Raw genomic sequence first — 14,598 nt, 5'->3', positions numbered from 1 at the left:
CATAATCCTCTAATAGCGGGAGGATAGGCTTGGTTTTTTATGTCCTCCCAATTATTTGCATTTTCCGAGTAACATTTGTAACTGACGCTTGTCCAATAACTTGATAAATATAGTATGTAAGCGTAATTCATAACAATCACTGGGGGAATTATTGTGAAAAAAGTTACAAAGTTAATGTTCGCAGCAGGAATCTCTTTGGCTCTTGTCGGTGTAGGCAGCAGCGGTGCTCTGAACAACGTGACTTCTGCAGCGAGCGCACCGCTTAAGGTAGGCCGGGTAGAAGCAGCAGCCCATGGCACCAAATGCTTCACCGTAGCTGTAGCCGTGGTACAGAATGGCGTAATTGTCGCTGCTTCGCTGGATGATTATCAATTCCTGAGCACCGATGTGGCTAAGGGCGTGCCTAACTCCGATAAGGATTTCGGGCAGAACTACAAGGAGCCTAACATGGTGCTGGCTTCCAAGAAGGCCAATGCCAAATATTACAGCGAACATATGAAGGAAGAAGCCAAATCGACCGTATCCTATGACAAGAACATGGCCGCTATCGAGAAATTTGCAACCGGCAAAACGATCAAATCTCTGGAAGCAACTGTGACTAAGAAGACCAAGGAGCAAGTGGTTGATGCGGTCAGCGGTGCAACGCTGGTGGACACCCAGGGCTATCTGAAGGCTATTCTTGACGCAGCCAAAGCTGCCAAGTAATTCCCCTGGTTTATATTCACATATTCAATTACAAGACCCTTTCCGGCTGCGGCTGTGAAGGGGTTTTTAACTTATCCGCCCGCAGAGAGTGGAACCCCCGGGATTATGGGTATAACAGTATTAAGTTATACTACAGGAAGCTATTCGCAATCGATAACTGGGGGTTAGGCCATGAAGTGGCAGGGCAGAAGAGGCAGTTCAAATGTGGAGGACCGCCGAGGGCGCGGAGGGGGCATGGGCGGCGGCCGGCTGGTTGGCGGCGGAATCACCGGGATTGTGGTGATCGTGATTGTTACGCTGCTGAGCGGCGGGAACATCGGCGATATTATGGGCAATCTGCTGTCCACCGGTTCAGGCACGAACACGAACGCTCCGTATGAGCAGACTGCGCAGGAGAAGGAGCTGTCAGAGTTCGTCTCTGTGGTGCTGGCAGATACCGAGGATGTCTGGTCGGAGATTTTCCGGGAGCAGGGGATGACGTATCAGGACCCGACGCTGGTGCTGTATAGCGGGAGTGTGAATTCGGCCTGCGGCACCGCCAGCTCGGCGGTTGGGCCCTTCTATTGTCCGGGAGATGCCAAGCTGTATATTGATCTCAGCTTTTATGACGAGCTGCAGCAGCAGTTCCAGGCACCGGGCGATTTCGCTATGGCGTACGTGATTGCCCACGAGGTAGGCCATCATGTGCAGACCCTGCTGGGTGCTTCCGAGCAGCTGAATTCGCTGCGCCAGCGCCTCAGCGAGACCGAATTCAACAAATATCAGGTCCGCTTTGAGCTGCAGGCCGATTATTATGCCGGGGTGTGGGCGCATCATGTTCAGGGTCAGAATCTGCTGGAGGAAGGCGATTTGGATGAGGCGCTGACGGCGGCGAGTGCCGTCGGGGATGATACGATCCAGAAGCGGGCCCGGGGGTATGTCGTACCGGACAGCTTCACGCACGGAACCTCCGAGCAACGCAAGCGCTGGTTCTACAAAGGTTATGAATCCGGCACGATTGCCGGCGGTGATACCTTTAAGGCTAGTGATTTATAAGCTGCAGAGACGCACGAAGAGCCGTTCTTCCATATCATGGAGGGGCGGCTCTTCTGGGTGCGGGGAGTTTCATGCCCCGAGGTCATTGCGGTACGAGAGGCGGTTGCGTCCCAGCTTCTTGGATTCCAGCAGCAGCTGGTCGGCGTAGACATAACCTTTTTCCATCGAGGTCTTGTGTCCGGGGTCAGCCTTGTAATAATAGAGGCCGAAGGAAGCTGAATACGGTACAGAGATCGTCTGCTCCTCGTACTCAGCACTTACGCTATTGCCGTGCAGGCTGTCCAGGATCTCCTCAATCTGCACCTTGCATTCTTCAAAGGTTTTGTTTCTGAGGAACAGGGTGAACTCTTCTCCCCCGCTGCGGAACAGGATGTCCTCCGGCTGAAGGTGGCGCTCCAGTGTATCGGCGAAATGGACGATGACCCGGTCGCCGACGGCGTGGTTGTAGGAGTCGTTGATTTTTTTGAAGCGGTCGATGTCTGCCACTACAATGCCGATATATTCACCGCTCTGATTCAGCTCCTTCATCATCTTGTCCATGTGCGCCCGGTTGTAGGTTCCGGTGAGGAAGTCGCGGTAGGCCATCTGCTCGAATTTGTCGCGCTCATATTTGTGCTGGGCACTCTGCGACTTGGAATAGAACGAGAGGCTGACGATGTAGTTGAGCAGGAACAGCGCAATCAGCATCTCCCATTTCTCCATCTGCAGCAGCCTTAGCAGCAGGGCGTTGGTCAGCGCGACCTTGCAGAAGTCCAGCAGGCTCCGGCTGCGGAACAGCAGATTCTCCGCTTCGCGGCGGGTCTTGATGTCTCCCGACAGGGCGAAGGTTATCACCAGAAAGGCCGATGACAGCAGCGTAGTGACACAGACCACGAGGAGAAACAGCAGCCAATACCCCAGCGGAAGCCTGTCCGCCAAGGGCTTGAGCAGCGTGTACAAATAATACGCAGCGGACCCGCCCAGCGTGAAGGAGCCGATATTGTAGAAGGTATCCAGGAACTCACCGGGATCGGCGGTTTTCGTTTTCTTTTTATAGATAAATACGATTGACCGGTACACCGTCTCGAAGATCAATGTACCCAGCGGGCCGGCAAAAATCCCGAATGATGACGTATAACTGATTGCATAATCAATTGTGGAATTCCCGCTCCGGGTCACAATGCGCAACTGGAAATAAATGCTGGAGAATATCGTGTAGAGCAGCAGCGCTTGCATATATGAACCATCCAGGACTACAGCATGTGCAGGAATGAAGGCTATAGCCAGGGAAGCGATGAACAGGGAGATGTCAAATACCCTTGCTTTGGACATGACAGAAGATTCCTTTCAGGATTTATACCGATTATACCCGAAAAGATGATTCCTGATTAAAAGTTATTTTGAAATTTATATGGGACGAACATCTGTCCGTTTCCTTGCTGTCTATACTGCTCATATACTGTTCTGATAAATGGGGGCAGTCCGCTCCTGAACTTATATGAATCTATAGCCGGGGAGAGGGATGCATGAAGATACTGCTGGTTACCTACTGGGGACTCACTAATCTGGGCGGGATCTGGACCTATATGAAGCAGCTGGCAGAGAAGCTGGGTGCAGAGGGCCATTCCGTGACTATGATGGGGAGTCATGCGGAGAGCAACACGCTTTATTTGCTGGACCGGCCGGAGTTTTTCGATAAAAAAGAATTCTACACACAGCTGCTGCCGCATTTCGATGCGGGCCGCTTCCCGGCGATGCACCTGGAACACGGGATCTTCAGCTTCGAGCTGGGACGATATGTGTTTGAAGGAGGGGCTGCGGTGCTGGGGCTGGAGGACTATGATGTCATTCATGCCCAGGACCCGATCGCCTCGTATGCACTGCGCCGGATTATGCGTCATCCCGTTCCGCTGGTCACCAGTGTTCACGGGGCACTGTCCCTGGAGACTTATTATGAATATCGGGGCTTGGAGCCGGGCTTGACCCGGGAAGCGTATGAGCAGCGGCCGATCTGGAGGTATTTCCGCCGGATCGAGTCGCTGGGTGCCCGGTCAGCCGACCAGATCCTGGTCTCTTCGCAGTGGATCGGACAGCTGACCCGGGAGCTTGGAGTCAGTGCTGACCGTATTCATACCTTGCCGTACGGGGTGAATCTGGCGGCGTATGCAGCCAGGGCGGCGGAGCCTGCGCCGCTCCGGTTCCAGGAAGGCATTCCGGTCATCATGTATGCCGGACGGCTGGAATATATCAAGGGAGTTCATGTGCTGATTGAAGCGCTGGGAATGCTGCATCAGCGCTGCCAGCGGTGGATCTGCGCCGTGGCCGGCATGGGCAGCCTGCTGGAAGAGCTGCAGGAGCAGATCCGGCGTCTGGGCATCGCGGATCAGGTCCACTTCACCGGAACGCTCGATAATATTCCTGCGGCGCTGAAGGCGGCAGACATCTATGTGCAGCCCTCGCTGCAGGATACACAGCCGTTCTCGGTCACAGAGGCACAGCTGGCCGGAATCGCCCCGGTGGTCGCCGGAACCTCGGGGATGCCGGAGATGGTCCGGCAAGGCGAGACCGGCTGGATTGTTCCGCCCGGAGATGCCGGCGCACTTGCCCGGCAGCTGGAGCAGCTGCTGGAGGACGGGGAGCTGAGGCAGCGCACCGGCCGTCAGGCCAGAGCGTGGGCGGAGCGTACCCGTTCTCTGGATGTAATGGCTGCGGGCACGCTGAATGTATACCGTAAGGCGATTGAGCTCCAGGCGGCTCGGCCGGGCATTCCCGATCATGTCCGCTTTGCAGATATGCCTGGAGCGCCGCTTGCTTCAGCCTTTCATCCGGCCGATGTGCTGGCCGGAAGCGGGGCGGCATTCCCGCTGGCAGAGCTTATGCGCAGCAGACTGCCGCAGCATTACTCCGTCCCGGATGCGCGTACCGCTCTCGCTCTGCAGGAATAGGTCTTTGTCTGCAGGAAGAAGCGGCAAAGTTGTCATGCCTTCCTGTTTGAAGCATATACATGAGTCGAGTAACATTTTGGGCTTATGCTCTGGGCTTGTCTCAGGGATAGATTATGCCAAGAAGGAGGACATTTCCCGTGTTTGACCAGTCCCACGGCTTGCGGTTTGATATTTATGAACGCATTCACCTTTCGGAAGAGCTTCCGGGAATAGCAGAACTGGAGGAAGTCGAGCTTGTTCCTGACATCCAGGTGATCCAGCGGGAGGACCGGGCCGAATTGCATGGACAGCTGCTTCTGACCGGACTCTACCGGGGGGAGGATGATCGCACGCAGCGTCTGGAGCATGCGATTCCCGTTGAAATTACGGTCCCGCTGACCCGGGTCAGCTCATTGGATGACATAGGGGTGGAGATCGAGAATTTCGATATTGACCTGCTTACGATGCGAACCGTTAACATTACCGGTGTGCTCTCCCTGCGCGGCATCGGAAGCGCAGATGCCCAGCCGGCCTGGCAGCAGGAGGAATATACGGTTGCCTACTCGCCGGAGGCCAAGGACCTTCAGGCGAAACCCGGGGAGCGGGCGGGCAATGCAGAGACAGATTCCTTGTATGAGAATTCGGTGTGGACTTACGGTGAAGGGGAAGCCGAATCCTCCCCGGAAGAACAGCTTGAAGCGGAGGCGGCTGATGCTGCGGCGAATCCGTTATTTCCGGACGGCGCTGTGTATACCCAGCCGGCAGCTCTGGCTTCTGCACAGCCGAAGGACAAGGAACCTAAGGCAAGAACCCACAGCCTGGAGACGGCTGCGCAGGCCGCGCCGCATACCGGCAAGCCGGCAGCGGAGCCGGTCTCCGGCCATTTTCTCACTTCAAGGGAGAAGGCAGAGGCAACAGCTCCTAAAGATCCGTCTCCGGCCAGCACTGGAGGCAGTACCGCTACACCTGCCAGTACCATAGATCACTGGAGCCATGCGAATCTTCATGCCGTACCCGATGCGGAGCCGGTCACCGGCAATGCTGCCGGTGACGCCGCTGCTTTTCTGGCCGGGAAGGAAGGCGGGGAAGCAGGGGAAGAGATTCAGGCTGGGGACAACGATGTCTTCCTGTCATCGGAATCCTTGCCTCCCCAAGAGGAGAAGCCGGATCTCAAGGTTGCGCTTGGCAGCAAGAAGGACTCCGGCGCTGCCGGCCAGGAGCCGCTGACCTTCTCCTCGCTGCTCAGTTCCAGCCGGGTCAACCGGGAGCAGGAGAACCTGCAGGCTGAAGAGATGGCTTCCCAGACGGCGGCAGATGCTCCTGAGGTTGGTAATGATACAGAATGGAAGAGCCGGTTCATCGGCGGGCTTGGCGGCTCCGAGATGTTCCGCAAGGTCCGGCTCTGCATCGTCCAGCGCGAGGAGACGCTCGATACAATCGCCGAGAAATATCAGCTCAGCACCCGGGAGCTGTCGATGTACAACCGCCTCTCCGGGCAGATTGTGGAAGAGGGTCAGGTGCTGTATATTCCCTGAGGCCGGCGGTGTGTCGAGAGCATGCAGGCTTGTAACAGGAAGGGCCCCAGCCTTATGGACGGGGCTGTTTCTGTTTTTTGTGTAATGGTGACATGCCCAATGTAATCGAAAAACCGACCACATTGGGCGTGGCAGAGGCGCGTGGACGGAATGTAATCGAAAAACCGATTACATTGGGCGTGGCGGAGGCGTGTGGGTGGAATGTAATCGAAAAACCGACCACATTGGGCCAGCGCGAGGTGAGTGAGCTGTATCTCCGCCACAGGTTTACAAACCTTGCTGCCGGGGGTAATAGTCCCTACCGGCATTACATACATCACAGAACGTGGCATCTCTGCGCCGGAATTTCCCCTCTGAAAGGATGAGAGATCAACATGAAGAGAAAAGTAGCGGTTACTGCGGCTGCATTAGGCTTAACACTGGCCGTTTCCGCTGGCGCCTATGCCGCGGGTGGTCTGCAGCAGATCAAAGCGGCGCTGAACAACAAGATTGGAATCGTCGTGAACGGCCAGGCTTATACACCTAAGGACGGCAACGGCAAAACACTTGCCCCGATTACGTATAATGGCATTACGTATCTGCCGGTACGCTCGATCGGTGAAGCGCTGAATACTCCGGTCACCTACGATGCCGCAACCAGCAAGGTCATTATCGGCGGCGGCTCCGCCTCCACAGGCGCTCCATCCGGCTCCGGCGGCACCTCTGCAGGAACAAACGCGGAAGCTGTGAAGCGTCCGAAGAGCCTGCCGGCGGACTTCCCGCTTCCGGCCGATGCCAAAATATATGACTTGATCGAAGGCTCGGCGACCGGCAAGCCGTCCGCTACCTTCAGCTACACTACGAAGCTGGGGCTTGAGGCGCTGGGCAATATGTACAAGGACTATTTTGCGCAAAAGGGTGCCACCTCCAAATCGGAGGAGGTCTCCGCTGCCGCCTTCCAGATTATTGATTCAGGAAGCACATTTGCTGTTACTGTGGACGGGGCTCCCGGAACGGGCAGCCGCCAGGGCTTCAATGTGATTCAGGTGATCTGGAGCGGAGAGTAAGCCTTAAGTTTCATCCGGTGACAGGTTTGTGCATATGCTGGTTGACTAGGGATAATACTGAAGGTATTATTGTACTAAGTAATAACTAGCATAAAGACTGGGAACGGGAAGAGTAGGCGGTCAGCCCTTCAGAGAGCGGAATGGTAGTTGCTGTGAATTTCCGCAGGATGCAGCCCCCGAAGTCGCCCCGGAGTTGCCCTTCTGAGCCTGCTGTTGATGCAGGTTAGGATGTGGCCGGATGCAGCCGTTATCTGCATGAGTGTCGCGCTAAGCTTGAAGCGCCCGTCCGGGAGCTTGGAGCAGCTTTGCTGCTTTGTATTGGCGCGAAACAAAGGTGGTACCGCGAAAGAATGGCCTTTCGTCCTTTGAGACGAAAGGCCTTTTTGTATTTCCAGACCATAATGCGTTATTTCATTATCCAAATTGGAGGGTTCACAATGGCTGATCACAACAAGGCAGCGGAGCTGCCGAACCAGCAGGAAGCGGCAGAAGCCGCCGGGACGGCGGATCACAAGCAGAGCGATATGCCGACTACATATAACCCGGGGGCGGCAGAGAAGAAATGGTATAGCTACTGGATGGAGAACGGCTTCTTTGAAGCCGGCAAACGGCCGGATGCGGAGCCGTACAGCATCGTGATTCCGCCGCCCAATGTAACTGGTATGCTGCATATCGGACACGCACTCGATTTCACACTTCAGGATGTGCTGATCCGCACCAAGCGGATGCAGGGCTATGATACCCTCTGGCTGCCGGGTACGGATCATGCCGGTATCGCTACACAGACTAAGGTAGAGCAGAAGCTGCGCGGGCAGGGCATCTCCCGCCATGATCTGGGACGCGAGAAGTTCCTCGAGCAGGTATGGGCCTGGAAGGATCAGTACGCAGAGACTATCCACGAGCAGTGGGCCAAGATGGGGCTGTCGCTGGACTACTCCCGTGAGCGGTTCACGCTGGATGAAGGCTTGACCAAGGGGGTGCGCCAGGTCTTTGTTGAGCTGTACCGCAAAGGTCTGATCTACCGCGGCAAGCGCATCATCAACTGGGACCCGTCCGCCCGGACAGCGCTGTCTGACATCGAGGTTGAATACAAGGAAGTGAACGGGCATCTGTACCATCTGCGTTATCCGCTCAAGGACGGCAGCGGCTTCATCACTGTCGCTACCACCCGGCCCGAGACGATGCTGGGCGATACGGCGGTAGCGGTACATCCTGCGGATGAGCGTTACAAGGATCTGATCGGCAAGACGCTGATTCTGCCGATTATCGGCCGGGAGATTCCGGTGGTTGCGGATGAATATGTAGATAAAGAGTTCGGCAGTGGGGCAGTCAAAATCACACCTGCACATGACCCGAATGACTTCGAGGTCGGCCAGCGCCACAACCTGCCGCAGATCAACGTGATGGATGAGGGCGGCATCATGAATGAGGAAGCCGGTCCGTATCAGGGCCAGGACCGCAGCGAATGCCGCAAGAATATTGTGGCTGATCTGAAGGAGCAGGGTGTCCTGATCTCTATCGAGGATCATGTCCACCAGGTTGGACACAGCGAGCGTTCCGGTGCCGTAGTTGAGCCTTATCTGTCCACCCAGTGGTTCGTCAAAATGCAGCCGCTGGCTGAAGTTGCTATCCAGGCGCAGAAGGATAACAAAGGGGTTCAATTTGTTCCTGAGCGGTTCGAGAAGACTTACCTGAACTGGATCGAGAATGTACGCGACTGGTGTATCTCCCGCCAGCTGTGGTGGGGTCACCGGATTCCGGCCTGGTATTCGGAGTCAACCGGTGAAGTCTTCGTCGCTTACAGTGAAGAGGAAGCCCGTGAGATGAGCGGCGGCCTTGATGATCTGAAGCAGGATGAGGACGTGCTGGATACCTGGTTCAGCTCGAACCTGTGGCCGTTTGCCACACTGGGCTGGCCGGATGAGAACAGCGCTGACTATAAGCGTTACTATCCTAACAATGTGCTGGTTACCGGCTATGACATCATCTACTTCTGGGTAGCGCGGATGATCTTCTCCGCCTTCGAGTTTACCGGCCAGAAGCCGTTCGCTGATGTATACATGCACGGTCTGGTACGGGATGCCGAGGGCCGCAAAATGTCCAAATCCCTCGGCAACGGCATCAATCCGCTGGATGTTATTGAACAGTACGGTGCCGATGCGATGCGCTATATGATCTCGACCGGGATTACGGCAGGCCAGGATCTGCGGTTCCGGATGGAGAAGGTGGAGCAGGCCCGCAATTTCGCCAACAAAATCTGGAACGCCTCCCGCTTCGCGCTGATGAATCTGGAGGGCGTAACCTTTGAAGATATTGACATTACCGGGGAGCTGAGTACAGCTGACCGCTGGATTCTGCACCGCCTGAACGAAACTTCCCGCGATATTACGCGTCTAATTGACTCGTACGAGTTCGGCGAGACCGGACGCCTGCTCTACAACTTCATCTGGGATGATCTGTGCGACTGGTATATCGAGTTCGCGAAGCTGTCCCTGTATGGTGCGGACGCAGCAGCGAAGGCCAAGACCCAGTCTGTACTGGCCTATGTGCTGGACCGCACGCTGCGCCTGATTCATCCGTTCATGCCGTTCATCACAGAGGAGATCTGGCAGCATCTGCCGCATGAGGGCGAGACCATTATGCTGGCCGAATGGCCGCGGTATGATGCTTCGCTGGAGAATCCGCAGTCGGTCACCGAGATGAATCTGCTGATGGATATGATCCGGGCGGTACGCAACATCCGTGCCGAAGTGAATGTGCCGATGAGCAAGAAGGTAGAGCTGATGATTAAGGCGGGCAGCCAGGACACCCTGGACATTATCTCCCGCAATGAGCATTACATCGGACGCTTCTGCAACACCTCCTCCCTGGAGGCAGGACTTGCGCCGCAGGCGCCGGACAAAGTGATGTCCGCTGTGGTTACCGGTGCCGAGCTGCTGCTGCCGCTGTCGGGCCTGATCGATATCGACCAGGAGATTGCCCGTCTTGAGAAAGAAGTGCAGACGCTGAACAGCGAGGTTGAGCGCGTCGAGAAGAAGCTTGGCAATCCGGGCTTTGTTGCCAAAGCACCGGCCAAGGTCATCGAAGAGGAGCGGGCCAAGCAGGCGGATTACTCCGCGAAGCGCGAGACCGTGCTGGCCCGTATCGCAGAGCTGAGAGGATAAGGGATATGGAAGAGATCATCCGGGGCGGCAACACCGCCCCCTTAAGCTCGTACACCGAGGCGGTCGATTGGATTAACAGCCTGATTCCTTTTGGAATCAGACCGGGTCTGGGCCGGATTGAGCTTCTGATGGAGAAGCTGGACTCTCCGCACAGACGGCTTAAGTTCATTCATGTGGCCGGGACGAACGGTAAAGGCTCGACGTGCGCCTTTTTGACCCGTGTGCTGCTGGAGAGCGGTTATACGGTGGGGACCTTTACCTCCCCCTATATCACGAAATTCACGGACCGGTTCCAATACAATGGAACTGATATTCCTGAAGAGACCCTGCTGGCGCTCGCCAACAGGCTGCGTCCGCTGGTTGAGGAGATTGCAGACAGCGAGCTTGGCTCCCCGACGATGTTCGAGGTATCCACGGCGCTGGCGATTCTCTATTACGGGGAAGTCTGTTATCCCGATGTAATCGTATGGGAGACCGGACTTGGGGGAAGGCTGGATGTAACGAACATTGTGACACCAATTGTGTCTGTTATTACCAATGTCGGCCACGATCATACCGATGTGCTGGGGGATACGCTGGAGCTGATCGCCGGGGAGAAGGCCGGAATCATCAAGCCTGGCGTTCCGGCCGTGAGCTGTGTGCGCCAGCCGGAAGCCGTTGCCGTCCTGAAGGACAAGGCGGCTGCTGCCCGTTCTACCCTCTATTTGATCGGGGAGCAGTTCAGCTATAGCGATGCCGGACTGAAGAACGGCAACCAGCAGTTCACCTTCAAGGGCCCCTTCCGCAGTCTGGAGCTGGAGGTCGCCATGAAGGGTGAGCATCAGCTGGAGAACGCCGCCGGGGCTATGATGGTCCTGGAGGTGCTGCGTCAATACATGGCCTTCATGCTTGAGGACGAGGATATGCAGGCGGGATTCCGCAGCACGTTCTGGGCCGGCCGGCTGGAGGAAGTCAGTGCTTCGCCCCGGATTATTCTGGACGGAGCGCATAATCCGGAAGGTGCCGAGAGCCTGGCCAAGAGTCTTGCCCAGTTCCAGCCCTACGGCAAATTAAATTTGCTCATGGGGATGCTTGCAAATAAGCATCACGAGTCGTATCTCAAGCATATACTGCCTATAGTGGATACGCTCATCCTGACCGAACCCGATTTCCGTAAGCGCATGGACGCGGAAGACCTGCAGGCAATCGCGGAGAGTCTGCGGAGTCAATATGCCAAGGAACACTTGGAAATTATAGTAGAACGTAATTGGGGCCAAGCGCTGCAGAGGCTGCAGACGATCACAACGGATGATGACCTGGCGGTTGTGTCCGGAACGCTGTATCTGATTTCTGATGTGCGCAGTACGCTTTTAGGGCAACCCGATTCTGAAAAAGGCTGGTGACGAACTGTTGGATACTACTGAACGTGTGCATTTTATTGGGATCGGCGGCTATGGCATGAGCGCGATTGCCCGGGTGATGCTGGAGATGGGATATACGGTTACGGGCTCAGACGTAGCTGCACAAGAGTTAACGGAGAAGCTGATCGCCAAGGGGGCCAAGGTGTTCATCGGGCATACGGCGGAGCAGGTGAAGGGCGCGGATCTGGTCGTCTATTCTACGGCGCTGGCTGCAGATAATGTGGAGTGGGTCGAGGCCGAGCGGCTGAAGATTCCGGTTCTGCACCGATCGCAGATGCTGGCCCGGCTGCTGAATGAGCGCAAGGGTGTGGCCGTTGCCGGAGCGCACGGCAAGACGACGACCTCTTCTATGATCGCTCTGATTATGGAGGAGTGCGGCGTGGACCCTACCTATATTATAGGCGGGGAGATCATGAATGTCGGTACGAATGCCAAAGCGGGACAAGGGGAGTTCGTGGTTGCCGAAGCGGATGAGAGTGACGGCTCCTTCCTGCAGTACCATCCATGGCTTGCCATTGTCACGAACATTGAAGCGGACCATCTGGAGAATTACGGCGGTGACTTCGGTAAGCTGAAGGATGCCTACGTACAGTTCCTCAATCAGCTGCGTGAGGACGGGACGGCTATTGTCTGTGCAGATGATGAGACGGCGAAGTCCCTGCTGCCTAAGGTCAAGGGGCAGGTGATCACCTACGGCATTCATTCAGACACGGCGGATTACAGAGCGACAGATATTGTGCTGGGCGACCGCCAGGTATCCTACACGATGAATCACGGAACGGAAGTGCTGGGCCGGATTGAGCTCTCCATTCCGGGACAGTACAATCTGTATAATTCAATGGCGGCGGTAATTACCTGTCTGAAGTCCGGCATTGCCTTTGAGGCGATTGCGGAAGCAATCGTGAAGTTCCACGGCGCCAAGCGGCGGTTCCAGGTGCTCGGCGAGGTAGACGATATCCTCGTCATCGATGACTATGCGCACCATCCTACAGAGATTCAGGCCACTATCAGTGCCGCCAAGGCTACCGGCAAACGGATTATCGCCGTGTTCCAGCCGCAGCGGTACACACGGACCTTCTTCCTGCTGGATGCGTTCAGCCGTGCGTTCAGCGAAGCGGACGAGGTCATTATCACCGATATCTACTCGCCGGCCGGCGAGAAGCAGATTGAGGGGGTCACCTCTGCCAAGCTGGTGGAGCTGATTGTGCAGAACAGCAACGCCGGTGCAAGGCATCTGCCGACGAAGGAAGCGGTGCTGGCTGATCTGCAGAACCGTATCGCTCCCGGTGATCTGGTCATCACCATGGGAGCCGGCGATATCTGGAAGGTGGGCTATGCTCTGGCCGACAGCCTGAAGAAGCGTTAAGAGTCACTAGCGGTCTCCATTCTCTGTTAAGGGGATGGGGGCCGCTTTTTTGCGTGCGCCTTGATTTCATTGAGCTGCTTCAGGATCATGCAAGGGGAGTAGTGCTTGCGTACTGTGCTGACGAGACGCTGGATAGAAAAAAATATTTTCTCCCACAATTCGACAGTCTTTTCCACGGGAATACGCTACTATAGATCTACATCTTAAGTTTCATTATTTCTGGGCTGGATGTCATCCAGCCTCTTTGCTGCGTACATATTAGCACATATTTACATAGAGCCAAGGAGCTATAGCCATGAAAGAGAAAATGTTGTTTCTGTCCGCCCGCCGCCATGCCACGGAACAAGATAAGGAGGAAGACCATAGAACAAAGAATATTCTTGGGATTCTGCAGGAACGGTTTGATATTGATCTGCTGGAGGATTGCTGCTCTTCCAGGAGCGGCAGCATTAAGCCGCTGCGTACGGCCCTTAGTGAGCGATGCCGGCTGCAGACCTACAGCCATGTCTTTATCCCCTATAATATGCCTGGGACTACGCTGGATCTGGTAGCCTCGCTGCTGCCGGGAGCATTCATCATCACCGATGCCCGCCGTGCCGCAGGAAGTGAGACAGGGCGGCAGACCGATGGGGTGAACGGGTTCAGCAGAGGCTATCACAAGCTAAATGCGGCGCTGCGGCGCCGTGAAGAGCAGAGAGTGCTGAGCCGGACCGGTCTGCTGCTTACGGCAACGGAATGGGACGCGCTGTCTTATAAGGCATTATCTTTTGCGGACGCGAACAAGGTGCATGTCATTCCCCCCTGCATTGATTTGAACAAGCCTCCTTATAACGAACACGATAAGGTAAGCAGGGAGAACTCGGTCATTCTACGCTGGAACACGAATACGGTACAGGGCCGGGAGCAAGCTTTGGTGTTCATTGAGAGTATCTATCCGCTTGTGAAGGCGGCGGTGGCGGATTCCAGCTGCTACATTATTAGCATTAGCGGCAATGTGCATCCCGAGGTAGCAGCGGCGGTGCAGAGGGATTCTTCCCTTAAGATCATTGGGGAGGCTGAGGAGGCTGCCGGTTATATGCGCCGTGCCAGAGCCGTGGTTGCTTCCTTGGAGGAAGGCTGCGGCGATCCGGCCAACATTCTGGAGGCCTGGGCCCATCGTACACCTGTAGTCAGCAGTCTGACGGGGGCAGAGGCGCTGTTCTGTGAACCGGGCCGGAACATTCTGCTGGCGGAAACAACGGACGCTTATGCTGAACATCTTGTGCGGCTGCTGACAATGCCGGAGCTGGGCTCCATCATCGCCGATCAGGCCTACCGTACGCTCAGGAAACACTATACGGCAGACAGCGTGAGGAAGAAGCTGCTGAATCTGATATCTGATATGAAAATAGTAAAATAGTAAAATAGCATATCCCCCTGATATCTCTCATATAGTTCAGTATAG

The 14,598-nt window shown here is 55.8% G+C and carries 10 protein-coding genes and 1 other annotated feature; of the genes, 9 read left to right on the top strand and 1 reads right to left on the bottom strand.

Annotated features, from left to right (window positions below; translation table 11 throughout):
• Positions 1–153: 153 nt before the first annotated feature.
• Both K1558_RS13455 and ypfJ read left to right on the top strand, forming a co-directional pair.
• Positions 154–705 carry a hypothetical protein gene (locus K1558_RS13455; RefSeq protein ID WP_238652101.1) on the top strand — a complete coding sequence of 184 codons (552 nt, stop codon included), beginning with the start codon at positions 154–156 and terminating at the stop codon, positions 703–705.
• A 171-nt stretch (positions 706–876) separates the two neighbouring features.
• Positions 877–1,740: a KPN_02809 family neutral zinc metallopeptidase gene (ypfJ, locus tag K1558_RS13450; protein WP_238652100.1), complete on the top strand. Its 864-nt coding sequence runs from the start codon at positions 877–879 to the stop codon at positions 1,738–1,740.
• Positions 1,741–1,809: 69 nt separating this feature from the next.
• On the opposite strand, the gene K1558_RS13445 is transcribed toward ypfJ, so the two are convergent.
• On the bottom strand, positions 1,810–3,051 hold the full coding sequence (locus K1558_RS13445) for a GGDEF domain-containing protein (RefSeq protein ID WP_238652099.1): 1,242 nt from the start codon (positions 3,049–3,051) through the stop codon (positions 1,810–1,812).
• Between the two features lie 194 nt (positions 3,052–3,245).
• On the opposite strand from K1558_RS13445, the gene K1558_RS13440 reads away from it, so the two are divergent.
• From K1558_RS13440 to K1558_RS13410, 7 genes are all read left to right on the top strand, one after another.
• A complete protein-coding gene (locus tag K1558_RS13440; protein ID WP_238652098.1) occupies positions 3,246–4,664 on the top strand; it encodes a glycosyltransferase family 4 protein in 1,419 nt (472 codons plus the stop codon).
• Positions 4,665–4,801: 137 nt separating this feature from the next.
• Positions 4,802–6,178 (top strand): LysM peptidoglycan-binding domain-containing protein, encoded by a 1,377-nt coding sequence (locus K1558_RS33025; protein WP_238652097.1) that lies wholly within the window; start codon positions 4,802–4,804, stop codon positions 6,176–6,178.
• Between the two features lie 374 nt (positions 6,179–6,552).
• Positions 6,553–7,224: a stalk domain-containing protein gene (locus K1558_RS13430; RefSeq protein WP_238652096.1), complete on the top strand. Its 672-nt coding sequence runs from the start codon at positions 6,553–6,555 to the stop codon at positions 7,222–7,224.
• 90 nt (positions 7,225–7,314) lie between these two features.
• Positions 7,315–7,593 (top strand) — a binding site (T-box leader).
• Positions 7,594–7,748: 155 nt separating this feature from the next.
• A complete protein-coding gene (locus tag K1558_RS13425; RefSeq protein WP_238652297.1) occupies positions 7,749–10,388 on the top strand; it encodes a valine--tRNA ligase in 2,640 nt (879 codons plus the stop codon).
• A gap of 5 nt (positions 10,389–10,393) precedes the next feature.
• Positions 10,394–11,770 carry a bifunctional folylpolyglutamate synthase/dihydrofolate synthase gene (locus K1558_RS13420; RefSeq protein WP_238652095.1) on the top strand — a complete coding sequence of 459 codons (1,377 nt, stop codon included), beginning with the start codon at positions 10,394–10,396 and terminating at the stop codon, positions 11,768–11,770.
• Between the two features lie 7 nt (positions 11,771–11,777).
• The gene (gene murC / locus K1558_RS13415; protein WP_238652094.1) at positions 11,778–13,154 is read left to right on the top strand and encodes a UDP-N-acetylmuramate--L-alanine ligase; all 1,377 of its coding nucleotides are present in this window, start codon (positions 11,778–11,780) and stop codon (positions 13,152–13,154) included.
• 295 nt (positions 13,155–13,449) lie between these two features.
• On the top strand, positions 13,450–14,553 hold the full coding sequence (locus tag K1558_RS13410) for a glycosyltransferase (protein WP_238652093.1): 1,104 nt from the start codon (positions 13,450–13,452) through the stop codon (positions 14,551–14,553).
• The last annotated feature ends 45 nt before the right edge of the window (positions 14,554–14,598 follow it).

The sequence above is a fragment of the Paenibacillus piscarius genome (assembly GCF_022234545.1).
In the GTDB taxonomy this organism is placed as follows: domain Bacteria; phylum Bacillota; class Bacilli; order Paenibacillales; family Paenibacillaceae; genus Paenibacillus_AQ; species Paenibacillus_AQ piscarius.
Note: the sequence above shows the minus strand (reverse complement) of the source record. Positions and strands in the feature narration are given on the sequence as shown.